21 protein-coding genes are annotated in these 20,268 nt (G+C 61.4%); 16 read left to right on the forward strand and 5 right to left on the reverse strand.

Features of this window, described 5'->3' with window-relative positions; genetic code table 11:
- Nucleotides 1–71: 71 nt before the first annotated feature.
- From mgrA to ACP7BX_RS26875, 3 genes are all read right to left on the reverse strand, one after another.
- Entirely contained in the window at nucleotides 72–1,109 is a 1,038-nt protein-coding gene (gene mgrA / locus ACP7BX_RS26865) for an L-glyceraldehyde 3-phosphate reductase (RefSeq protein WP_010214105.1), read from the reverse strand.
- A gap of 108 nt (nucleotides 1,110–1,217) precedes the next feature.
- Complete coding sequence (locus ACP7BX_RS26870; RefSeq protein ID WP_426130837.1) at nucleotides 1,218–2,546, reverse strand: OprD family outer membrane porin; 1,329 nt, start codon at nucleotides 2,544–2,546, stop codon at nucleotides 1,218–1,220.
- A gap of 161 nt (nucleotides 2,547–2,707) precedes the next feature.
- On the reverse strand, nucleotides 2,708–3,598 hold the full coding sequence (locus ACP7BX_RS26875) for a LysR family transcriptional regulator (RefSeq protein ID WP_426130803.1): 891 nt from the start codon (nucleotides 3,596–3,598) through the stop codon (nucleotides 2,708–2,710).
- 120 nt (nucleotides 3,599–3,718) lie between these two features.
- Between ACP7BX_RS26875 and ACP7BX_RS26880 the strand changes: the two genes are divergently transcribed.
- The 5 genes from ACP7BX_RS26880 to ACP7BX_RS26900 are packed head-to-tail and all read left to right on the forward strand — an operon-like array spanning nucleotide 3,719 to nucleotide 5,877.
- Nucleotides 3,719–4,450, forward strand: a complete 732-nt coding sequence (locus ACP7BX_RS26880) for an SDR family oxidoreductase (protein ID WP_426130801.1) — start codon at nucleotides 3,719–3,721, stop codon at nucleotides 4,448–4,450.
- Between the two features lie 30 nt (nucleotides 4,451–4,480).
- Nucleotides 4,481–4,990, forward strand: coding sequence for a DUF1097 domain-containing protein (locus ACP7BX_RS26885; RefSeq protein ID WP_426130799.1), 510 nt, complete (start codon nucleotides 4,481–4,483; stop codon nucleotides 4,988–4,990).
- Nucleotides 4,991–5,015: 25 nt separating this feature from the next.
- The gene (locus ACP7BX_RS26890) at nucleotides 5,016–5,153 is read left to right on the forward strand and encodes a hypothetical protein (protein ID WP_426130797.1); all 138 of its coding nucleotides are present in this window, start codon (nucleotides 5,016–5,018) and stop codon (nucleotides 5,151–5,153) included.
- A gap of 17 nt (nucleotides 5,154–5,170) precedes the next feature.
- Complete coding sequence (locus tag ACP7BX_RS26895) at nucleotides 5,171–5,626, forward strand: DoxX family protein (RefSeq protein WP_426130795.1); 456 nt, start codon at nucleotides 5,171–5,173, stop codon at nucleotides 5,624–5,626.
- Nucleotides 5,627–5,628: 2 nt separating this feature from the next.
- A complete protein-coding gene (locus ACP7BX_RS26900; protein WP_426130793.1) occupies nucleotides 5,629–5,877 on the forward strand; it encodes a hypothetical protein in 249 nt (82 codons plus the stop codon).
- 3 nt (nucleotides 5,878–5,880) lie between these two features.
- On the opposite strand, the gene betT is transcribed toward ACP7BX_RS26900, so the two are convergent.
- Together betT and epsC are read right to left on the reverse strand one after the other, a co-directional pair.
- Nucleotides 5,881–7,842: a choline transporter BetT gene (gene betT, locus ACP7BX_RS26905; protein ID WP_162834914.1), complete on the reverse strand. Its 1,962-nt coding sequence runs from the start codon at nucleotides 7,840–7,842 to the stop codon at nucleotides 5,881–5,883.
- Nucleotides 7,843–8,102: 260 nt separating this feature from the next.
- Nucleotides 8,103–9,029: a serine O-acetyltransferase EpsC gene (gene epsC, locus ACP7BX_RS26910; RefSeq protein ID WP_314524338.1), complete on the reverse strand. Its 927-nt coding sequence runs from the start codon at nucleotides 9,027–9,029 to the stop codon at nucleotides 8,103–8,105.
- A 165-nt stretch (nucleotides 9,030–9,194) separates the two neighbouring features.
- Here epsC and ACP7BX_RS26915 point away from each other — a divergent pair, with 165 nt between their 5' ends.
- The 11 genes from ACP7BX_RS26915 to ACP7BX_RS26965 all read left to right on the forward strand — a co-directional run bounded on the left by ACP7BX_RS26915 (nucleotide 9,195) and on the right by ACP7BX_RS26965 (nucleotide 20,235).
- On the forward strand, nucleotides 9,195–10,187 hold the full coding sequence (locus ACP7BX_RS26915; RefSeq protein ID WP_426130791.1) for a D-cysteine desulfhydrase: 993 nt from the start codon (nucleotides 9,195–9,197) through the stop codon (nucleotides 10,185–10,187).
- A gap of 175 nt (nucleotides 10,188–10,362) precedes the next feature.
- Nucleotides 10,363–11,157 carry a cystine ABC transporter substrate-binding protein gene (tcyJ, locus tag ACP7BX_RS26920; protein WP_038843603.1) on the forward strand — a complete coding sequence of 265 codons (795 nt, stop codon included), beginning with the start codon at nucleotides 10,363–10,365 and terminating at the stop codon, nucleotides 11,155–11,157.
- Nucleotides 11,157–11,822: a cystine ABC transporter permease gene (tcyL, locus tag ACP7BX_RS26925; RefSeq protein WP_010214112.1), complete on the forward strand. Its 666-nt coding sequence runs from the start codon at nucleotides 11,157–11,159 to the stop codon at nucleotides 11,820–11,822. The genes tcyJ and tcyL overlap by 1 nt, the downstream gene beginning before the upstream one ends.
- Nucleotides 11,823–11,825: 3 nt before the next feature.
- The gene (gene tcyN / locus ACP7BX_RS26930; RefSeq protein WP_133076547.1) at nucleotides 11,826–12,572 is read left to right on the forward strand and encodes an L-cystine ABC transporter ATP-binding protein TcyN; all 747 of its coding nucleotides are present in this window, start codon (nucleotides 11,826–11,828) and stop codon (nucleotides 12,570–12,572) included.
- Nucleotides 12,573–12,885: 313 nt separating this feature from the next.
- The gene (locus ACP7BX_RS26935) at nucleotides 12,886–13,650 is read left to right on the forward strand and encodes a hypothetical protein (protein ID WP_426130789.1); all 765 of its coding nucleotides are present in this window, start codon (nucleotides 12,886–12,888) and stop codon (nucleotides 13,648–13,650) included.
- A gap of 187 nt (nucleotides 13,651–13,837) precedes the next feature.
- Nucleotides 13,838–15,079 carry an SfnB family sulfur acquisition oxidoreductase gene (locus tag ACP7BX_RS26940; protein ID WP_426130787.1) on the forward strand — a complete coding sequence of 414 codons (1,242 nt, stop codon included), beginning with the start codon at nucleotides 13,838–13,840 and terminating at the stop codon, nucleotides 15,077–15,079.
- A 25-nt stretch (nucleotides 15,080–15,104) separates the two neighbouring features.
- The gene (locus ACP7BX_RS26945) at nucleotides 15,105–16,298 is read left to right on the forward strand and encodes an SfnB family sulfur acquisition oxidoreductase (RefSeq protein ID WP_314524322.1); all 1,194 of its coding nucleotides are present in this window, start codon (nucleotides 15,105–15,107) and stop codon (nucleotides 16,296–16,298) included.
- Nucleotides 16,298–17,677, forward strand: coding sequence for an LLM class flavin-dependent oxidoreductase (locus ACP7BX_RS26950; protein WP_426130784.1), 1,380 nt, complete (start codon nucleotides 16,298–16,300; stop codon nucleotides 17,675–17,677). Before ACP7BX_RS26945 ends, ACP7BX_RS26950 begins: the two co-directional genes overlap by 1 nt.
- The gene (locus ACP7BX_RS26955; protein WP_426130782.1) at nucleotides 17,674–18,489 is read left to right on the forward strand and encodes a MetQ/NlpA family ABC transporter substrate-binding protein; all 816 of its coding nucleotides are present in this window, start codon (nucleotides 17,674–17,676) and stop codon (nucleotides 18,487–18,489) included. The genes ACP7BX_RS26950 and ACP7BX_RS26955 overlap by 4 nt, the downstream gene beginning before the upstream one ends.
- Nucleotides 18,486–19,601 carry a methionine ABC transporter ATP-binding protein gene (locus ACP7BX_RS26960; protein WP_314524316.1) on the forward strand — a complete coding sequence of 372 codons (1,116 nt, stop codon included), beginning with the start codon at nucleotides 18,486–18,488 and terminating at the stop codon, nucleotides 19,599–19,601. Before ACP7BX_RS26955 ends, ACP7BX_RS26960 begins: the two co-directional genes overlap by 4 nt.
- Nucleotides 19,591–20,235 carry a methionine ABC transporter permease gene (locus ACP7BX_RS26965; RefSeq protein WP_426130780.1) on the forward strand — a complete coding sequence of 215 codons (645 nt, stop codon included), beginning with the start codon at nucleotides 19,591–19,593 and terminating at the stop codon, nucleotides 20,233–20,235. The genes ACP7BX_RS26960 and ACP7BX_RS26965 overlap by 11 nt, the downstream gene beginning before the upstream one ends.
- Nucleotides 20,236–20,268: the final 33 nt, after the last annotated feature.

The following is a 20,268-nucleotide window of genomic DNA, read 5'->3' on the forward strand; positions in this document are numbered from 1 at the left end:
GTACATCTGTTGACTGACACTCCGCATTCGCGAGCAAGCCCGCTCCCACAATTTGATCGAGTGGCGTCAGGTTATTCAGCCGTGGATGGCTTTTCCCACAGGTTGATCCCACCCTCCTGCGCAAACCGATCAATCTCCGCCAGTTCTTCCGCACTGAAGCTCAAGTTCTTCAACGCACCCACGTTCTCGATAATCTGCTCCGGCCGGCTCGCACCGATCAGCGCACTGGTTACCCGTGGGTCACGCAGGGTCCAGGCCAATGCCAGTTGCGCCAGGCTCTGGCCACGGCGCTGGGCGATTTCATTCAGCGCACGCACGTGGGCGATGTTGGCTTCGGACAGGTGCTTGGCCTGCAACGAACCACCGCCCGGACGATTCACCCGCGCATCCGCCGGCACGCCGTTGAGGTATTTGTCGGTCAACAAACCTTGGGCCAATGGCGTGAACGCAATCACCCCGGCGCCGAGCTCTTCGGTGGTGTCCAACAGGTCTTTTTCCACCCAGCGGTTGAGCAGGTTGTAGGCCGGCTGGTGAATCAGCAACGGTACTTTCCACTCTTTGAGCAGCGCGGCGATTTCGCGGGTTTTCACGCCCGAGTAGGACGAGATCCCGATGTACAACGCCTTGCCTTGCTGCACGGCAGTGGCGAGGGCGCTGGCGGTTTCTTCCAGGGGGGTGTCGGCGTCAAAACGGTGGGAGTAGAAGATGTCCACGTAGTCGACGCCCAGGCGTTGCAGGCTCTGGTCGAGGCTGGCCAGCACGTATTTGCGTGAGCCGCCGCCCTGGCCGTAAGGGCCAGGCCACATGTCCCAGCCGGCTTTGCTGGAGATGATCAGTTCGTCGCGGTAGTGCTTGAAGTCTTCGCGCAGCAAACGGCCGAAGTTTATCTCGGCGCTGCCGTAGGGCGGGCCATAGTTGTTGGCCAGGTCGAAGTGGTTGATGCCCAGGTCGAACGCGGTGCGCAACAGAGCGCGCTGGGTGTCGATCGGGGTGCTGTCGCCAAAGTTGTGCCACAGGCCCAGGGACAGTGCCGGCAGCACCAATCCACTGCGGCCTACGCGGCGATACGGAATAGATTCATAGCGGTTTTCGGCAGCAATGTAAGTCATCGAATCCTCTCTTGGACGTCGGCAAATAAGGCCTGGGAATAAGGTTATTCCCAGGCCTTTTAACCAGCTGAATCGCTTAAGTCTGCCGTTCCGTTCTACAGCAATTGCCTACCAGAGTGGAACGACATAACTCACATAGAAGCGGTTTTCATCCTGCACGGTGGCACCGCTGATGTCCGGGCTGGCGTGGGCGTTTTTCCAGGTCACACCCAGGCCCTTGAGAGTGCCGGTGGGCACTTGATAGGCCACGGCGACGTTACGTTCCCATTCGCTGGTGGTGCCTTGCGCCGTGCGGATGTCATCACCGTGGGCATAGGCAGCGGAGAACGTCAGGCCCGTGAGGCCAAGCTTACCGAAGTCATACTTGTACTGCGCAAGCCAAGTGCGCTCACCGGCGTGTTGAAATTTATTCAACTGCATGTTGGTCAGCGCCGGGGTGTCGGCGCCTGAGCCTGGGCCCTGGCGGTTGTCGCCGCTGTTCAGGCCGGAATCCAGGTACGGGAAGTCGCTGTCGCCGCTGTTTTTCTGGATACCCAGGCCGACGGTGTGGCCGTCGAGGCTGTAGCTCTCAAGCAAGCTGGCGGTGGTCTGGTTGATGCGGCCTTTGTTCACGCCGTCGCCGTACAGACCACTCGCGGCGTAGTCCTTGTCACCGTCGGCGTTGCCGCCCACCCCCAGGCTGCGGAATACACGCAGGTCGGTGTCGATGGCACCCACGGATAACGCGTCATGGCGCTTGGCACCGAGGAAAAACTGCTGGTAGTAATCCTCAAGGTTGGAATACCACAGGCTGACCGTGGTGTTCTGGATGCCGGTGTAATCCGCACCGCCGAACAGGAAGCGATCGCTCTCTTTGGTGCCGCCGGCGGTGATCATGCCCTGGTCGCCGGTTTCGTTGCGGATCTTGGTCTTGAAGATATCGCCGCCAGTGAAGGTGAAGTCGCTGAGGTCTTTGGACACCAGTTGCACACCGGTGTTGGTCTGCTGGTACAGGCGCCCGTCGGTGTTGGCGAGTATCGGGTTGTTGCCGTAGAGCGTGCCGACACGCAGTTCATCCTTGGCGAAACGCATCTTGAACGTCGGGCTCAACACACCGAACTGGTCGGCGGATTTGCCGTTGTCCAGCGGGAACATACTGCCGGGGTAGCGGCCCTGGTGATCCTTGTCATTGAGGTCACCGCCGGAGTCCAGCTTCAACCCGTAGAACGCCTGCAGGTCCAGGCCAAAACCCACCGGGCCTTCGGTGTAGCCGGACTTGAAGTTGAACTCGAACCCCTGCCCCCAATCGCGAATGCTGTGGGCCTTGGCGTTGCTGTTCACCACATCACGCCCCTGCTGGTTGAGGTAGCGGTTGAGCAGGGTCACATCGGCGTGGCTGTCATCGATAAAATCGGCGTGGGCGGACAGCATAAAGCTCGCCATGGCGGCACCCACCATAGGGCTTATCAACGTCTTCATTGTTACCGGTCTCCGTCACTGTTCTGAAATGAAAGCGTCAAACGCTTCACACAATTACGCAGTGGCCAGATGACAGTTCCGCGTCAAAACGCGATGTAGACGGATGAAATTAAATTCATGAAACCCTTTAACTACGGGGTTTAGCGGGCGTTTTCGAAGATTTCCGCGAGCCAGTCGACGAACACGCGCACCCGTGGCGACATGTGCCGATTCTGTGGATACAGCACCGATACCGGCATCAACGGCGGCGGTGTTTCCTGGAGAATTTCTCGCATCACGCCCTGCTCGATCAGCTCCGCCATGCGGTAGTGCGGGCACTGGATAATCCCCAACCCAGCCACCGCACTGGCGGAGTAAATCTCCGCGCCGAACACCGACAATGCGCCGTCGATACTCACTTCCTGCAGCTCGCCATTGACCATGAATTCGAACGGAAACAGCTTGGCCGTGGTGCGCGACACGTAGTTCACCGCGCGGTGCTCACTCAGCTCGGCCAGGCGCTTGGGTTCGCCGTATTTGCGCAGATAAGCGGGGCTCGCGCAGGTCACTTGGCGCAGGTTGGCGACGCGCCGACCAATCAACGCGGAATCCCCCAGGGTGCCGGCACGCAGCACGCAATCGACGCCCTCGGCGATCAGGTCGACAAAGCGATCCGCCTCACTGATGGACAGCTCGATATCCGGGTAACGCGCCATGAACTCCGGCAGCGCCGGCACCACAAAATACTTGGCCAGCGTGCCGTGCAGGTCCACGCGCAAACGCCCCTTGGGCGCCACGCTGCGGAACGCCAGCTCGGCCTCTTCCAGCTCCGCGAGCAGCTGCACGCAACGTTGGTAATACGCCTCGCCATCGAGGGTCGGGCGCACACGCCGGGTGCTGCGTTCCAACAAGCGCGTGCCGAGCCAAGCTTCGAACTGATTGAGGGTGTGAGTCAGGGTCGCACGGGGCAGATTCAAGTCATCGGCCGCCAGGGTGAAGCTGGAACGCTCGTAAATCCGCACGAAAACCTTCATGGCTTTGACTTGATCCACGCTGCGCTCCTACACATCAATTGTTGGCGATTATTGAACAGTCAAGGCAACTCTGGCGTATTTATCGGCCTGGGTAAACATGTGAACCTGCTTCCACACCCCGTTCAAGGAACCCAGATCATGACGACTCAAGTAGCAATTATCACCGGCGCCTCCCGTGGCATTGGCGCCGTCATCGCCAAGCAACTCGCCGCCGACGGTTACGCCGTGGCCATCAACTACGCCAGCAGCGCCACCGAGGCGTCGAAGCTGGTGGTGGAACTGCGCCAGGCCGGCCACCAAGCCATAGCGATCCAAGGCGACGTCGCCAAACCCGCCGACATCAAGCGCCTGTTCGACGAAACCGAGGCGCAATTGGGCAAGGTGGATGTGCTGATCAACAACGCCGGCATCCTCAAAACGCTGCCCCTGGCCCAGCACAGCGACGAACTCTACGACCAGAACTTCGATATCCACACCCGTGGCACCTTCAACGCCCTGCGTGAGGCCGCCACCCGCATGAACGACGGCGGGCGCATCGTCAACTTCTCCAGCAGCACCGTCGGCCTCAACTTCCCCGGCTATGCGGTGTACATCGCCAGCAAGGCGGCGGTGGAGTCCCTGACCCAAGTGTTCGCCAAAGAGATGCGCGGGCGCCGGATTACCGTCAACGCCGTGGCGCCAGGCCCGGTCGCCACCGAATTGTTCCTGCACGGCAAGAGCGAAGAGCAGATCCAGGGCATGGCCAAGATGCCGCCGCTGGAACGCCTTGGCCAACCGGAAGATATCGCCCGCGTGGTGGCGTTTCTGGTGAGCCCGGCCGGTGCTTGGATCAATGGGCAAATCCTGCGCGCCAATGGCGGGCTCGTTTAAACCACCCACCCAAAATAGGGAGTCATGCACATGAACTCACTCGACCGTACTAACCACACTCGCAACCGATCCAAGTGGATGTTCAACCTGATAACAGCCATCGCGGCGACCACTGCCGCCGTAGCGGCAGGCACCAGCGGGATGCTGACCTTGCCCGTCTGGGCGATGTTTGTCGGCTGGGTCGCCTTCTTCAGTCGCGGCCTGACCCTGCGCGACGGTCTGGCCAACCTAGGCTGCGTATTGCTGGGGCTTGTGTTCGGCATGTTGGCGGCCAAGAGCATCGCTGCCTTGGCTCCGATTTTCGGCGCATGGGCATTACCTGCCGTCGTCTTTGTCGTGGCCATGGTCGTGGTTTCACTCAGGGCCGTACCGGTGATGAACAACATCGTCAGCTACTTTCTCGGCCTGATCACCTACTTCGCCTCGCACCTTGAGCCATCGCTGGAAACCTTCGCCGAACTGGGCGGTGCCAGCAGCCTAGGGGCCTTCGCCGGATGGCTGTCCCACGCCGTGCAGCAGCGTTTCCACCGCCACGCCTGAGCCCACTTGCGAAGAGGTCACCACCATGAAATCGATCATCCTGATTACCGGTGCGTCCAGCGGTTTTGGCGCACTCACCGCCCGCGCGTTGGCCGACCGGGTGCGTGCCGAGCTGTTCTGGAAGGTCGTTCTGCAAGACCTGCTCAAGCCGGTCAACCACTGAAAACGCGGAGGCTCGCCATGACCTTGTTGATCCCCGCACTTGCCCCGCTTTACCGCTACGCCGAACCCCTGGCCTACGCGCTGCTGCGCGCAGGTTTTGGGGTGATCATGCTCACCCACGGGCTGCCCAAATTGCTGGGCAATGCCCATGGTTCGATGGCCGACCCGATGGCGGCGTCCATCAATCTGATCCAGCACCGCCTGCACTTGCCGCAGGCGGAGCTGATCGGCCTGCTAGTCGCTCTACTGGAAGCAGTCGGTGGATTGCTGTTGATACTCGGCCTGGGCACACGGCTGATCGCGGCCATGATGACCGTGCAGATGCTGACCATTGCTTACTTGCTGGGGCCGACGTGGCCGTGGATCGACCGAGGCATCGAGTACCCGGTGCTGATGGCGCTGCTATCGTTGTACCTGGTGTTTCGCGGTGCCGGCCGCTATTCCATGGACAACACACTGGGCAAGGAGCTCTGAACATGCACACCACCTTGGTAATCAGCGCGGGCTTGATTCTGCTGTTACTGATGCTGTTGATCGGGCAGAAGCTTGGCGTCAGCCGGCCCCTTCTGGCCTACAGCTTTGTGGCGATCTGGTTGGGGGCGGCGGTGGTCAATGGCGCTGTAGGGGTCGTCACTGCCGGCCAGCCCCTGGTGTCGGAGCTGGTGATCGGCAGTGGCGTGTTCGGCGTGCCCCTGGTGGCACTGGCCCTGTACCTCAGGGCCTGAGCCTCAGCGCACCAGGTGCAGGAACTGCAGGTGACGCTCGTATTGGTCGAGGATGTCGTTGATGATCTGTTCCTTGGTATAGCCCACCAAGTCATAGTCCTGGCTACCCTCGGCCAAGTGCACTTCCGCCCGGTAGTAGCGACGGTTGTTGAGCTCCTTGGAGCCCATTCCGCCACGGGCAAATGACGGTGTGAAGTAGCCGCGCATCTGCACCTGGTAGATGAACGGACGCTCCTCGCCATGGCCGATTTCCAGGCTGACGCTGTCGTTGGCGGGGTCGGGTTGCGTCACGACATTCAAACCCTTCTCGACAAACACCGCCGTCACTTCTTCGATCGCCGGGCGCACCGTCGAATCGAGGAAACGGTACACCTCGTCTCGCGACGGGAAGTGCACGGCCTGGCTCAAACGCTGGCGCCAGCCGCCGCGCCCTTTGCGAGCCGTCGAAATCGGTGCCAATGAATGCAACTGGGCGATCTGCTTTTGCGACTCCAGATAGAACGCCTTGTGCAGCCCCCACATCATCAGCAGCAGGATCATCGAGAACGGCAACGAGGTCAGTACCACCGCCGACTTGAGCGAATCGATGCTGCCGGCAAACAGCAAGGCACTGGTGACCAGCGCGGTCATCGCACCCCAGAACACCCGCAGCCATTTCGGCCCGTCTTCATCGGCGTTGCCGCCTTTGGACGACAGGGTGGACAGCACTACGGTGCCCGAGTCAGCGGAGGTTACAAAGAATACGAAGCTGATAAACACCGTGACCGCGATGACGGTTTTGCTCCACGGGTAGGTTTCCAGCAGCAGGTAGAGGCTCATCGACGGGTTATCAATGGCCGACTGACCGAGTGCGGCCATACCGTGGTTGAGTACCTGGTCGATGGCGCTGTTGCCGAAGATCGACATCCACGCCAGGGTGAAACCCAGCGGGATCAGCAGCACGCCAAACACGAACTCACGGATGGTGCGGCCACGGGAAATGCGCGCGATAAACAGGCCCACGAACGGCGACCATGCAATCCACCAGGCCCAGTAGAACACCGTCCAACCGCCCAGCCAGTCGCTGGGTTTGTCGTAGGCGTACACGTCGAAACTCTTGGTCGGCAAGGCGCCCAGGTAGTCGCCGATGTTCTGGATCAAGGTATTGAGCAGGTGCTGGGTCGGCCCGGCGAACAACACGAACAGCAGCAGCGCACAGGCCAGCAGCATGTTGATGTCGGACATCACGCGCACGCCTTTATCGACACCGGCCACGGCGACGATGATCGCGGCGCCCATCATCAGCGTGATCAGACCGACCTGGATCCACTGGGTATGGGCAATGCCAAACAAGTAGTCCAGCCCGGAATTGAGGTGCAGCACCCCAAAGCCCATGTCCGCACCCAGCCCGAACACCGTAGCGATGATGCCGAAGCCATCCACCGCGTAACCGATGGGGCCGTTGATGCGCTTGCCGATCAGCGGGTACAGCGCCGAACGCAACGCCAGCGGCAAGTTATGCCGGTAGGCGAAATACGCCAAGGCCATGCCGACAAACGCGAACACGCCCCAACCGTGCAGGCCCCAGTGCAGGAACAGGATCTGCATGGCCTGGCGTGCGGCATCGGCGTTCATCGGCGCGCCCTGAGGCGGCTGCACCAGGTGCGTCAGCGGCTCGGAGACGCAGAAGAAAAACAGCGTGATGCTGATCCCGGCGGCGAACAGCATGCCGGCCCAGGACAGGTAACTGAATTCGGGCTCGTCGTGGTCGGCACCGAGTTTTATCTTGCCGTAGCCCGATAACGCGGTGACCACCACGAAGACCAGATACAGGGTCATCGCCAGCATGTAGTACCAGCCGACCGTGTTGGCCGCCCAGTTTTGCGCCGCCAGCAGCCAGGCACCGGCCTGTTGCGGGATAGCGATGACAGTGATGCCGAACAGCAGGATAAACGTCGCGGCGAAGTAGAAGACCGGCGCGTTCATGCGCACCTGGCCGCTGGTAGGGGTGGACGATGCACTCATGAACGATGCACCCCGAGGGTGAGGGATGTGGCTGTAAATAACGGACTCAGCAAAGGTAAGCCTCCTGTTGTGAGCGGGCAGCGAACCACCGGGTTTAACTTGAACGAGCATTCAAGTTAAACATGGATAGGCGGTCTGGGACTAATCGCAGGGCTGAGTGGTAGACATTTCCTACGCCAGCCCAAGGCAAGCTTAGTCCTCAGCGCTCACGGGAAGTGCCATCACTTTTGCGTGCCGTCATCATGTTGCAGGTTGGCCTGGGTGATATTCGCCCCCGCCGGTACGCTGCGCGTCAGCCACACGTTGCCGCCGATGGTCGAGCCTTGGCCGATGGTGATACGCCCCAGGATCGTCGCCCCGGCGTAGATCACCACGTCATCCTCGACAATCGGGTGGCGTGGGTGGCCTTTCTGCAACTGCCCGTCTTCGTCCGCCGGGAAGCGTTTGGCGCCCAGCGTCACAGCTTGGTAGATGCGCACGCGCTCGCCGATGATCGCGGTTTCGCCGATCACCACGCCGGTCCCGTGATCGATAAAAAAACTCGGGCCGATCTGCGCGCCGGGATGAATATCGATACCGGTGGCGGAGTGGGCAATTTCCGCGCTGATCCGCGCCAACAGCGGCAGACCGGCACGGTACAGGTGGTGGGCCAGGCGATGGTGAATCACCGCCAGGATGCCCGGATAGCACAGCAGCACTTCATCTACGCTGCGCGCCGCTGGGTCGCCGTGGTAGGCGGCGAGTACGTCAGTGTCCAACAGACTGCGCAGGGACGGCAGGGCCAGGGCGAAATCCTGGATCAGGCGGATGGCGAGCGCGTCGACTTCGCTGTCGTCTTTAGCGCCTTGGCGTGCAGCGTAGCGCAACTCCAGGCGGGCCTGGCCGAGCAAGGCATTCAGCGCCACATCGAGGGTGTGACCAACGTAGAAATCTTCACTCTCTTCACGCAGGTCCACCGGGCCCAGGCGCATGGGGAACAGTGCGCCGCACAACGACTCGAGAATCTGCGCCACCGCCTCGCGGGACGGCAGCTCGCGGCCACCATGCTCGCCACTCAAGCGCCCATTGCGCGTTCGCCACTGGTCCCGGGCGCTGCGCAGTTGGCTGACGATGGTCGGTAATTGCCAATGACTGGAACGCTCACTCACGGTATTCACTCCTGACGAAATGGCCATCACTTTACGGTATGCACCCTGGCCGCCCTTAAGAACCAATGGTGTGATGCTAAGAACCGTGGGGAATAAGCGATTGACGGTTGCCCGATGAAAAGTGCCTGCCTATAGTCGCCCCATACTCATCAACCGTGCGTAGCCATGATCAAACAACAGCTCGACCGTTTTAACCGCCTGGAACTGCTGGGTGGCGCCACTGCCCTGGAAAAACTCGAGCGGCTGTCGGCCTGGTTGGGCAGGGACATCTACGTCAAGCGCGACGACACCACGCCACTGGCCATGGGCGGCAACAAGCTGCGCAAGCTCGAATACCTCGCCGCCGATGCTATCGCTCAAGGCGCCGACACCCTGGTGACCGCTGGCGCGATCCAGTCCAACCACGTGCGCCAGACTGCCGCGCTGGCCGCCAAGCTCGGCCTGGGCTGCGTCGCCCTGCTGGAAAATCCCACCGGCACTGAAGACCCCAATTACCTGGGCAACGGCAACCGCCTGCTGCTGGAGTTGTTCGACGCCAAGGTGGAGTTGGTGGAGAACCTCGACAATGTCGACGACCAACTCAACGCCCTCGCCGACCGCCTGCGCAGCAACGGCAAAAGACCTTACCTGGTGCCGATCGGCGGCTCCAATGCCCTCGGTGCATTGGGGTACGTGCGCGCCGGGCTGGAGCTAGCCGGGCAGATCGAAGACAGTGGCATCGAGTTCGCCGCCGTGGTCTTGGCCTCCGGCAGCGCGGGGACCCACAGTGGCTTGGCCTTGGCCCTGAGCGAAGTATTGCCGAACCTGCCCGTGATTGGCGTAACCGTGTCCCGCACCGAAGAAGCCCAGCGCCCAAAAGTAGAAGGCCTGGCCGAGCGCACCGCCGAGTTGCTGGGGGTGGAGATTCCTGAAGCCTTCAAGGTGATCCTATGGGACGAATACTTCGGACCGCGCTATGGCGAACCGAACGCCGGCACCCTGGCGGCGGTCAAGCTGCTGGCGAGCCAGGAAGGCCTGCTGCTGGACCCGGTCTACACTGGCAAGGCCATGGCGGGCTTGCTGGATGGCATCGGACGTCAACGGATTGAGGACGGGCCGATCATTTTCCTGCACACCGGTGGCGCGCCAGCGTTGTTCGCTTATGACTCGGCGTTCTAAAAATGCCGACCACCATATTCCCAAAAAGAATAACCAGGTTATTTAATATTATTTTCAAGTCTTAAAAACCGGCTTTATCATCGCGCCGTAGGCGAAGACGCGCTACGCGCTTTAAGGCAGGATACGACTACTGCGTCACCTGCTTCGCTCACCATAAAAAACACAGGGGCTCTTCATGACTATTTCTGTATTCCGTCGCACGTTGTTGGTTGGCACTTTGGGCCTGGCACTCGGAGCTGGCCTGATGGGCCAGGCCATCGCGGGTGAACAGCTGGACAACATCAAGAAAGCAGGCGAGATCAAGATCGGCCTGGAAGGCACCTACCCACCGTTCAGCTTCGTCGATGAAAGCGGCAAGCTCAGCGGTTTCGAGGTGGAGCTGTCCGAAGCGCTGGCCAAGGAGCTGGGCGTGAAGGTCAAGCTGCAGGCCACCCCATGGGATGGCATCCTCGCTGCCCTGGAATCCAAACGTCTGGACGCCGTGGTCAACCAAGTGACCATCTCGGAAGAGCGCAAGAAGAAGTACGATTTCTCCAAGCCTTACACCGTCTCCGGTATCCAGGCACTGGTCCTGAAGAAGAACGTTGACGCGATCAAGACCGCCGATGACCTGGCCGGCAAGAAAGTCGGTGTGGGCCTGGGCACCAACTACGAACAATGGCTCAAGGACAACCAACCTAAAGCCCTCATCAAGACTTACAACGACGACCCGACCAAGTTCCAGGACCTGCGCATCGGCCGTATCGACGCCATCCTGATCGACCGCCTGGCCGCCCTGGAATACGCCAAGAAAGCCCCTGATACCGCCGCAGCCGGCGACGCCTTCTCCCGTCAGGAAGCCGGTATTGCCCTGCGCAAAGGCGAGCCAGAACTGCTCGACGCGGTGAACAAGGCCCTCGACAAACTGCGCGCCGATGGCACCTTGAAGAAGCTGTCCGAGAAGTACTTCAACGCTGACGTCACTCAATAATGGAAGCAGGTTTCCAACTCGCGCTGGACTCCGCGCCCTTTCTGCTCAAGGGCGCGTACTACACGGTGATCCTCAGCCTCGGCGGGATGTTTTTCGGTTTGCTGCTGGGTTTCGGCCTGGCCTTGATGCGCCTGTCGCGCTTCAAGCTGGTGAGCTGGCTTGCCCGAGTCTACGTGTCGTTCTTTCGCGGCACGCCCTTGCTGGTACAGCTGTTCTTGATCTACTACGGCTTGCCGCAAGTGGGCATCGAGCTGGATCCGATCCCGGCGGCCATGATCGGCTTTTCGCTGAACATGGCCGCCTATGCCTGTGAAATCCTGCGCGCCGCCATCGGTTCCATCGAGCGCGGCCAGTGGGAAGCGGCGGCCAGTATCGGCATGACCCGTGCGCAGACCCTGCGCCGGGCCATCCTGCCGCAGGCCATGCGCACGGCTTTGCCGCCGCTGGGCAACAGCTTCATTTCGCTGGTCAAGGACACGGCGCTGGCCGCTACCATCCAAGTGCCCGAGCTGTTCCGCCAGGCGCAACTGGTGTCGGCGCGGACCTTCGAAATCTTCACCATGTATCTCTCCGCTGCCCTGATCTACTGGATTTTGGCGAGCATCCTGGCGCATTTGCAGAATCGCCTGGAAGACCGGGTCAACCGGCATGACCTGGAGTCCTGAAGCATGATCGTGGTTGAAAAACTGACCAAACAATTCAAGGGTCAGGTGGTGCTCAACGGCATCGATCTGGAGGTCAAGGAAGGCGAAGTCATCGCCATCATCGGCCCCAGCGGTTCCGGCAAGACCACCTTCCTGCGCTGCCTGAATTTCCTCGAACAACCCACCAGCGGTCGCATCAAGGTGGGCGACATCGAGATCGACAGCAGCAAGCCGATCAACCAGCAGGCCAGCCTGGTGCGGCGCCTGCGCCAGCACGTGGGTTTTGTGTTCCAGAGCTTCAACCTGTTCCCCCACCGCACGGCGCTGGAAAACGTCATCGAAGGCCCTATCGTGGTCAAGAAGATGCCACGGGAGGCGGCTGACGCCCTGGGTCGCAAACTGCTGGCCAGGGTCGGCCTGGCGGGCAAGGAAGACGCCTATCCACGGCGCCTGTCGGGCGGCCAGCAACAACGGGTGGCGATTGCCCGTGCGTTGGCCATGGAACCGGAGGTGATTCTGTTCGACGAGCCCACCTCGGCCCTCGACCCGGAACTGGTGGGTGAAGTACTGGCAACCATCCGCAGCCTCGCCGAAGAAAACCGTACCATGGTCATCGTCACCCACGAGATGAGCTTTGCGCGGGATGTGGCCAACCGGGTGATCTTCTTCGACAAGGGCGTGATCGTGGAACAAGGTGAAGCCAAGGCGTTGTTTGCCAACCCCAAGGAAGAGCGCACCCAACAGTTCCTGAGCAAATTTCTCGCCCACTGAGGCTTTGTGTGGGAGCTGGCTTGCCAGCTCCCACACAAAGCCTGTTCCTACACGAAGTCCTCATTCCAACCTGCAAAACACCCCATCACACCCGCCCGAATATCCCTGCACCAGTCAGACCCTTCTGAATATCTCCAAACCCGCCGTTTAGCCCTTTGCCGCCATTGACGCTCCGTGCCCAACCCTCTTATCTAGCGCCCAGAGGATTGGATCCTATCCCGGCTATTCACTGAATCGTTCTGTTCGGCCCACCGCGCTTGCCTGCGCCAAGGGGCCGGAGCGATTGCTGCTGGCTGCATCAAGGAGATTATTTATGACGCCCCCCCTGCTCACCGCCCCGACACTGCCCCAGGCCATCGGCAATGGCATCAATGCCCTGGCCGCCACACACTTGCAGGTCGACATCGCGCCGTATCCCGGCATGGACGAAGGCGACTTGATCGAGCTGTTCTGGAATAACTGTTTTGCCGCTTCACGTCGGGTAACCGCCTGCAAGGTCGGCGCGTTCATTCACCTGCGGGTACCGGAGAGTTTCGTGCTGGATGGCCTGACCCACGTGCATTACCAGGTGATGCAAGTCGGCCACTGCCCGGCCCGCTCTGCCGTCAAGCGAGTACGTGTGAAGACCTGTTGCCCGGGCGGCCAGCCGTCCCCCCTGTACCGCGATGAAAACCAGAACCTCGCCCCCGTGGGGTTGCCCGACACCATCCGCCGCTTTGGCGTCAACGCCAGCCAGGTCCGACGGGGTATTCCCCTGACCATCGAGCCCTACCTCAACATGGCCACGGGCGATGCCATCACCCTGCGCTGGGGCGATGTGCGCCTGGACCTGCCGAAGATCCAAGCCGTTGAGGTCGGCCTGGCGGTGCAGGTATGGGTGCCCTCCTCGGTGATCACCGAAGCCGGTGACGACTGTCGGCTGGAGGTGACGTACTGCATTCTGGATCGCGTCGGCAACAATTCACGCTGGGCGCCCGCCCGCATGTTACGCATCGCCGCCGAGGCGCCGCCCCGTCTGGCCGGGGCGGCGCTGATCTATCAACCCCGCCCACTGGGATCGCCCTGCGAACCTGGGTGACAGACCTTCTATGCATATTCCCAAAAGTTAGTTTATTTAAATATTTAACACGCTTAGGGTATATGCACCGGACCACCGGACATCGCTGATTTTTCTGTTTTTATTTCATTGAATGCGAGGTCGGTATGGTCAGGATTACCCCGGTGCACAACGCCAGGGCATTACGTGCAGCCAAGGAGCGGCGCTGATGTCTAACTTGGCTCAAACACCCCCCCAGAGCGATCTGGACATTGCCCCCCTGCTGTTGCCAGCCGCCGTGCTGCGCAACGACGCAGAGGCGCTGAGGGCTGCCCATGAACTCGCCCAGGCTGCGCGCCTGCAAGCCGCCAAGCGCGACCAGCAGCGCAAGCTGCCATGGGCACAGCTCGAACAGTTCACCCGCAGTGGGTTGGGCAGTATTTCCATTCCCCGTGAATACGGCGGCCCGCAGGTGTCTTTCGTGACCCTGGCCGATGTGTTCGCGATCATCAGTGCGGCAGACCCGGCCCTCGGGCAGATTCCGCAGAACCATTTCGGCATCCTGCACCTGTTGCAAGGTGCCGCCACCGAGCGCCAGAAAAAGCAGCTGTTCCAGAGCGTCCTCGACGGCTGGCGCATCGGCAATGGCGGCCCGGAACGCGGCACCAAAAACACCCTGGAACTCAAGGCGCGCATCACCGCTGAGGGTGACGGCTATGTGATCAGCGGCCAGAAGTTCTATTCCACCGGCGCGCTCTTCGCCCACTGGGTTGCCGTCAAGGCACTCAACGATGACGGCAAGCAGGTCATGGCGTTTGTGCGCCGTGGCACTGAAGGCCTGCGCATCGTCGATGACTGGTCCGGCTTTGGCCAACGCACGACTGCCAGCGGCACCGTGTTGCTGGACCAGGTGCCGGTCGATGCCGAGTTGGTGGTGGAAAACTGGCGCATCGGCGAAACCCCGAATATCCAGGGCGCCGTTTCCCAATTGATCCAGGCGGCCATCGACGCCGGCATCGCACGCGGCGCGCTCGACGACACCATCGCGTTCGTCCGTGAACGCTCGCGCCCATGGATCGATGCCAAGGTCGAACGCGCCAGTGATGACCTGTATGTGATCGCCGATATCGGCAAGCTGAAGATCGAACTGCACGCCGCCGAAGCCCTGCTGCGCAAGGCTGGCCAGGTGCTGGACCAGGTCAACGCTGCGCCGATCACCGCGCAGTCCGCGGCCCGTGCGTCGATTGCCGTGGCTGAAGCCAAGGTGCTGACCACCGAGGTATCGCTGCTGGTCAGCGAAAAACTCTTCGAGCTGGCCGGTAGTCGCGCCACCCTCGCCGAATTCAACCTCGACCGTCATTGGCGCAACGCCCGCGTGCACACCCTGCACGATCCGGTGCGCTGGAAATATCACGCCATCGGCGCCTATCGACTGAACGGCACGTTGCCCGCCAGGCATTCCTGGATCTGACCGACCAGACCTCTGGAGAACACCTATGACTTTCTCTGCAAACGTCGCGGTTATCACCAGCGACGAGCAAGCCCTTATTGTCGCCAGCGACCTGGCCGAAGACTTCCGCCGCGACAGCGCCCAGCGCGACCGTGAACGCCGCCTGCCGCTGCCTGAGCTGGATGTATTCTCGCGTTCCGGCCTGTGGGGTATCAGCGTGCCCAAGGAGTACGGTGGCGCTGGCGTGTCCAACGTCACCCTGGCCAAGGTCATTGCGCTGATCGCCCAGGCGGATGCTTCCCTGGGCCAGATCCCGCAAAACCATTTTTATGCACTGGAAGTGCTGCGCGTAAACGGCAGCCCGGTGCAACAAAAACGCCTGTACGCCGAAGTTCTTGCAGGCCAACGCTTCGGCAACGCCCTGGCAGAGTTGGGCACAAAAACGGCTCATGACCGTGTCACCAAAATCACCCGTGACGGCGACGGGTTTCGAATCAGCGGCCGCAAGTTCTACTCCACCGGCGCGATCTACGCCCAACGCATTCCCACGTCGGTGGTGGATGAACAGGGCGTGCAGCAACTCGCGTTTGTGCCGCGCGACAGCGAAGGCCTGAGCGTGATCGACGACTGGAGCGGCTTCGGCCAGCGCACCACCGGCAGCGGGTCGGTGGTGTTCGACAACGTGTGGGTTGCCGCGCAAGACGTGATCCCATTCCAGAGCGCCTTTGAACGCCCCACAACCGTCGGTCCGCTGGCGCAGATCCTCCACGCCGCCATCGACACGGGCATCGCCCGCGCGGCCTTTGAGGATGCGTTGCACTTTGTGCGCACCAAGACCCGCCCATGGATCGATTCCGGCAACGACAAAGCCACCGAAGACCCACTGACCCTGAAAAGCTTCGGTCACCTGAGCATCCGCCTGCACGCCGCCGAGGCGCTGCTGGAACGCTCGGGTGAATGCCTCGACCGTGCCCAGGCCGACAGCAATGCCGAAACGGTTGCCGCCGCCTCCATCGCCGTCGCTGAAGTACGCGCCTTGAGTACCGAGATTTCCCTGGCCGCCGGCAGCACCTTGTTTGAACTCGCCGGCAGCCAGGCGACCCTGGCCGAACATGGCCTGGACCGTCACTGGCGCAACGCCCGCGTGCATACCCTGCACGACCCGGTGCGTTGGAAGTACCACGCGGTGGGCAACTACTACCTCAACGATGAAAACCCGCCACTGCGGGGGACCATCTGATGGCCAAGAAGAAAATCCTGCTCAATGCCTTCAACATGAACTGCATCGGGCACATCAACCACGGCCTGTGGACCCATCCACGGGATACATCAACCCAGTACAAGACCATTGAGTACTGGACAGATTTGGCGCAAACACTTGAGCGCGGGCTGTTCGATGGCTTGTTCATCGCCGATATCGTCGGCGTGTATGACGTCTATCAGAACTCGATCGACGTACCGCTCAAGGAGTCGATCCAGTTGCCGGTGAATGACCCGTTGCTGCTGGTCTCGGCCATGGCGGCCGTCACCCAGAACCTCGGCTTTGGCCTCACCGCCAACCTCACCTACGAGCCGCCGTACCTGTTCGCCCGGCGCATGTCCACGCTGGACCACCTGAGCCGTGGCCGGGTCGGCTGGAACATCGTCACCGGCTACCTCGACAGCGCCGCCAAGGCCATGGGCCTGACCGAGCAGGTTGAACATGACCGTCGCTACGACCAGGCCGATGAATACCTGGAGGTGCTGTACAAGCTCTGGGAAGGCAGTTGGGAAGACGGCGCGGTGCTCAACGATCCGCAGGCGCGGGTGTATGCGCAGCCCGGCAAAGTGCACAAGGTCGAGCATCACGGCGAGTTCTACCAGGTGGAAGGTTACCACCTGTGCGAACCCTCGCCGCAACGCACGCCGGTGCTGTTCCAGGCCGGCAGTTCGGATCGCGGTTTGCTGTTCGCCGGCCGGCATGCCGAGTGCGTGTTCATCAGCGGGCAGAACAAGGCGGCGACCAAGGTGCAGGTGGACAAGGTACGCGCCAGCGCCGTGGCAGCCGGGCGCAACCCGGATGACATCAAGGTGTTCATGGGCCTCAACGTGATCGTGGGCGCTACCGAAGCGTTGGCCTGGGAGAAGCACGCCGAGTACCTGAGCTACGCCAGTCCGGAGGCGGGTGTGGCGCATTTCTCGGCGTCTACTGCGATTGATTTCGCCCAGTACGCGCTGGACGAACCTATCCAGTACGTGAAGAGCAACGCGATCCAGTCGGCCACCAAGAACCTGCAGAACAACGACTGGACCCGGCGCAAGTTGCTGGAACAGCACGCCCTCGGTGGCCGCTACATCACCTTGGTCGGCTCGCCTGAGCAGGTCGCTGACGAGCTGGAATCCTGGATCAGCGAAACCGGCCTGGATGGCTTCAACCTCACGCGCATTGTCACCCCGGAAAGCTACGTGGACTTCATCGACCTGGTGGTGCCGGAGCTGCAAAAGCGCGGGTCCTACAAGACCGCGTACGAGACCGGCACGCTGCGCGAAAAAGTCTTCCACGGCAACGCCCGCCTGCCCGAACAACACACCGGCTCCACCTACCGCCAAACGGCTTCTCTGACTGGAAATACCCTATGAAAAAGACATTGCTCGCTCACCCAGTCAAAGCACTGGCCCTGGCTTTCGGACTGTTCAGCTCGGCGGTATTCGCCGCCGATGCGCCGTTGAAAATCGGCACCACGGCGGCCTTTGCGATTCCCCTTGAAGCCGCCGTCGCCGAAGCCGGCAAGCAAGGCCTGAAAGTCGAGTTGGTGGAATTCACCGACTGGATCGCGCCGAACGTCAGCCTAGCGGCCGGCGATATCGACGTGAACTACTTCCAGCACATCCCGTTCCTGGAAAACGCCAAGGGCGCCGCCGGTTTTGACCTGGTGCCGTACGCGCCGGGGATCATCAACAACGTCGGCCTGTATTCGAAGAAGTACAAGAGCATCAACGACCTGCCCCAAGGCGCCAGCGTGGCGATTGCCAACGACCCGATCAACAGCGGTCGCGGCCTGCAACTGCTGGCCAAGGCCGGGCTGATCACCCTCAAGCCGGGCGTGGGCTACAAGGCCACCGAAGAGGACATCGTTTCCAATCCGAAGAAGATCAAGATCCTGCAGGTCGAGGCGGTGCAACTGGTACGCGCTTATGACGACGCAGACCTGGTGCAGGGCTACCCGGCGTATATCCGCCTGTCCAAGACCTTCGATGCAGAATCGGCGCTGCTGTTCGACGGCCTCGACCACCCGGAATACGTGATCCAGTTCGTGATCCAGCCGAAAAGCAAAACCGACCCACGGGTGATCAAGTTCGTCGACATCTACCAGCATTCGCCGGTCGTGCGCGCTGCGCTGGATAAATCCCTCGGCAAGCTCTACCAAGTCGGCTGGGAAGATAAAAAATGACCGCCGCCAACGCCCAACTGCGCGACCTGGGCTTGCCGCCCAGGGACGCCGAGCAGACCGAACTGCACCCTGACCTGAACCGCGCCCATGTGCGTTTTATCAACCTGGGCAAGACCTACGACGGCACCGTGCATGCCTTGCAAGGCATCGACCTGGCGATCCAGCGCGGTGAAGTGTTCGGCATCATCGGCCGCAGCGGCGCCGGCAAGTCGTCGCTGATCCGCACCATCAACCGCCTGGAGCAACCCAGCAGCGGGCGCGTGCTGATTGACCAGGTCGACATCGGCGACTTCGATGAAGACCGTCTGGTGGAGCTGCGTCGGCGTATCGGCATGATCTTCCAGCACTTCAATTTGATGTCGGCCAAGACGGTGTGGCAGAACGTCGAGTTGCCGTTGAAAGTGGCGGGTGTGCCGAAGCTGCAACGCGAGCAGAAGGTGCGTGAGCTGCTGGAACTGGTGGGTTTGCAGGACAAGCACAAGTCTTACCCGGCGCAGCTGTCCGGCGGGCAGAAACAGCGGGTGGGCATCGCCCGTTCGCTGGTGCATGACCCGCAGATCCTGCTGTGCGACGAAGCCACGTCGGCCCTGGATCCGGAAACCACCCAGTCGATCCTCGGCCTGCTGCGTGAGATCAACAAGCGCCTGGGTTTGACCATCGTATTGATCACCCATGAGATGGCGGTAATCCGCGAAATCTGCGACCGCGTGGTGGTGCTGGAACACGGACGCATCGTTGAGCAAGGCCCGGTTTGGCAGGTGTTCGGCAACCCGCAGCATGACGTCAGCAAAACCCTGCTGGCACCGCTGCAACACGGGCTGCCGGACGAGTTGCAGAGCCGTTTGCAAGCCACGCCGGCATCCGCCGACGCCGCCGTGGTGCTGCGCTTGCAGTTCACCGGCAGCGACACCGATGAGCCGGACCTGGCCGCGCTGTTCAGCGCACTCGGTGGGCGCGTGCGTTTGCTGCAAGGCGGCGTAGAACGCATCCAGGGACATGCCCTGGGGCAACTGCTGCTGGCGGTAAGTGGCTCGACCCACGACGCCAACGAGCTGCGCAACCGCGCCGGCAACTGGGCACAACAGGCAGAGGTGCTGGGCTATGTGGTTTGATCGTTTAGTGCAGGGCGCCCTCGACACCTTGTTGATGGTCGGCGTGTCGTCATTGATCGCGCTGCTAGTGGGCATTCCATTGGCGGTGTTCCTGGTGACCAGCGACAAAGGCGGCATCTACCAAGCCCCGGCGCTTAACCGCGTGCTGGGGGCGTTCGTCAATCTGTTCCGCTCGATTCCGTTTTTGATCCTGATGGTGGCGTTGATTCCATTCACCCGGCTGATCGTCGGCACCACGTATGGTGTATGGGCTGCCGTCGTGCCGCTGACCATTGCCGCCACGCCGTTTTTTGCACGGATCGCCGAAGTGAGCCTGCGCGAGGTCGACCACGGTCTGATCGAGGCTGCGCAAGCCATGGGCTGCCGTCGCTGGCACATCATCTGGCATGTGCTGCTGCCGGAAGCGCTGCCGGGGATTGTCGGCGGGTTCACCATCACGCTCGTCACCATGATCAATTCGTCGGCCATGGCCGGTGCGATTGGCGCGGGCGGCTTGGGCGACATTGCCTACCGCTACGGTTATCAGCGCTTTGATACGCAGATCATGCTGACGGTGATCGTGTTGCTGGTGATGTTGGTGGCGGTGATTCAGTTGGGCGGTGATCGCCTGGCGCGGGTGCTCAACAAGAGGTGAGGTATAGTCGGGGCATCTCAGTGCCCGGTATTA

Source organism: Pseudomonas sp. DWP3-1-3b3 (assembly GCF_049896305.1).
In the GTDB taxonomy this organism is placed as follows: Bacteria; Pseudomonadota; Gammaproteobacteria; order Pseudomonadales; family Pseudomonadaceae; genus Aquipseudomonas; species Aquipseudomonas azotoformans_A.

What these genes read in the sequence shown, in the direction of transcription:
- ACP7BX_RS26960 (WP_314524316.1), top strand. Translation starts at nt 18,486, where the DNA reads ATGACCGCCGCCAACGCCCAACTGCGCGACCTGGGCTTGCCGCCCAGG.
- ACP7BX_RS26955 (WP_426130782.1), top strand. Translation starts at nt 17,674, where the DNA reads ATGAAAAAGACATTGCTCGCTCACCCAGTCAAAGCACTGGCCCTGGCT.
- ACP7BX_RS26900 (WP_426130793.1), top strand. Translation starts at nt 5,629, where the DNA reads ATGCACACCACCTTGGTAATCAGCGCGGGCTTGATTCTGCTGTTACTG.
- ACP7BX_RS26940 (WP_426130787.1), top strand. Translation starts at nt 13,838, where the DNA reads ATGTCTAACTTGGCTCAAACACCCCCCCAGAGCGATCTGGACATTGCC.
- ACP7BX_RS26965 (WP_426130780.1), top strand. Translation starts at nt 19,591, where the DNA reads ATGTGGTTTGATCGTTTAGTGCAGGGCGCCCTCGACACCTTGTTGATG.
- tcyJ (WP_038843603.1), top strand. Translation starts at nt 10,363, where the DNA reads ATGACTATTTCTGTATTCCGTCGCACGTTGTTGGTTGGCACTTTGGGC.
- ACP7BX_RS26915 (WP_426130791.1), top strand. Translation starts at nt 9,195, where the DNA reads ATGATCAAACAACAGCTCGACCGTTTTAACCGCCTGGAACTGCTGGGT.
- ACP7BX_RS26870 (WP_426130837.1), bottom strand. Translation starts at nt 2,546, where the DNA reads ATGGTGGGTGCCGCCATGGCGAGCTTTATGCTGTCCGCCCACGCCGAT.
- ACP7BX_RS26895 (WP_426130795.1), top strand. Translation starts at nt 5,171, where the DNA reads ATGACCTTGTTGATCCCCGCACTTGCCCCGCTTTACCGCTACGCCGAA.
- ACP7BX_RS26890 (WP_426130797.1), top strand. Translation starts at nt 5,016, where the DNA reads ATGAAATCGATCATCCTGATTACCGGTGCGTCCAGCGGTTTTGGCGCA.
- mgrA (WP_010214105.1), bottom strand. Translation starts at nt 1,109, where the DNA reads ATGACTTACATTGCTGCCGAAAACCGCTATGAATCTATTCCGTATCGC.
- ACP7BX_RS26950 (WP_426130784.1), top strand. Translation starts at nt 16,298, where the DNA reads ATGGCCAAGAAGAAAATCCTGCTCAATGCCTTCAACATGAACTGCATC.
- ACP7BX_RS26880 (WP_426130801.1), top strand. Translation starts at nt 3,719, where the DNA reads ATGACGACTCAAGTAGCAATTATCACCGGCGCCTCCCGTGGCATTGGC.
- betT (WP_162834914.1), bottom strand. Translation starts at nt 7,842, where the DNA reads ATGAACGCGCCGGTCTTCTACTTCGCCGCGACGTTTATCCTGCTGTTC.
- tcyN (WP_133076547.1), top strand. Translation starts at nt 11,826, where the DNA reads ATGATCGTGGTTGAAAAACTGACCAAACAATTCAAGGGTCAGGTGGTG.
- tcyL (WP_010214112.1), top strand. Translation starts at nt 11,157, where the DNA reads ATGGAAGCAGGTTTCCAACTCGCGCTGGACTCCGCGCCCTTTCTGCTC.
- ACP7BX_RS26885 (WP_426130799.1), top strand. Translation starts at nt 4,481, where the DNA reads ATGAACTCACTCGACCGTACTAACCACACTCGCAACCGATCCAAGTGG.
- ACP7BX_RS26935 (WP_426130789.1), top strand. Translation starts at nt 12,886, where the DNA reads ATGACGCCCCCCCTGCTCACCGCCCCGACACTGCCCCAGGCCATCGGC.
- ACP7BX_RS26945 (WP_314524322.1), top strand. Translation starts at nt 15,105, where the DNA reads ATGACTTTCTCTGCAAACGTCGCGGTTATCACCAGCGACGAGCAAGCC.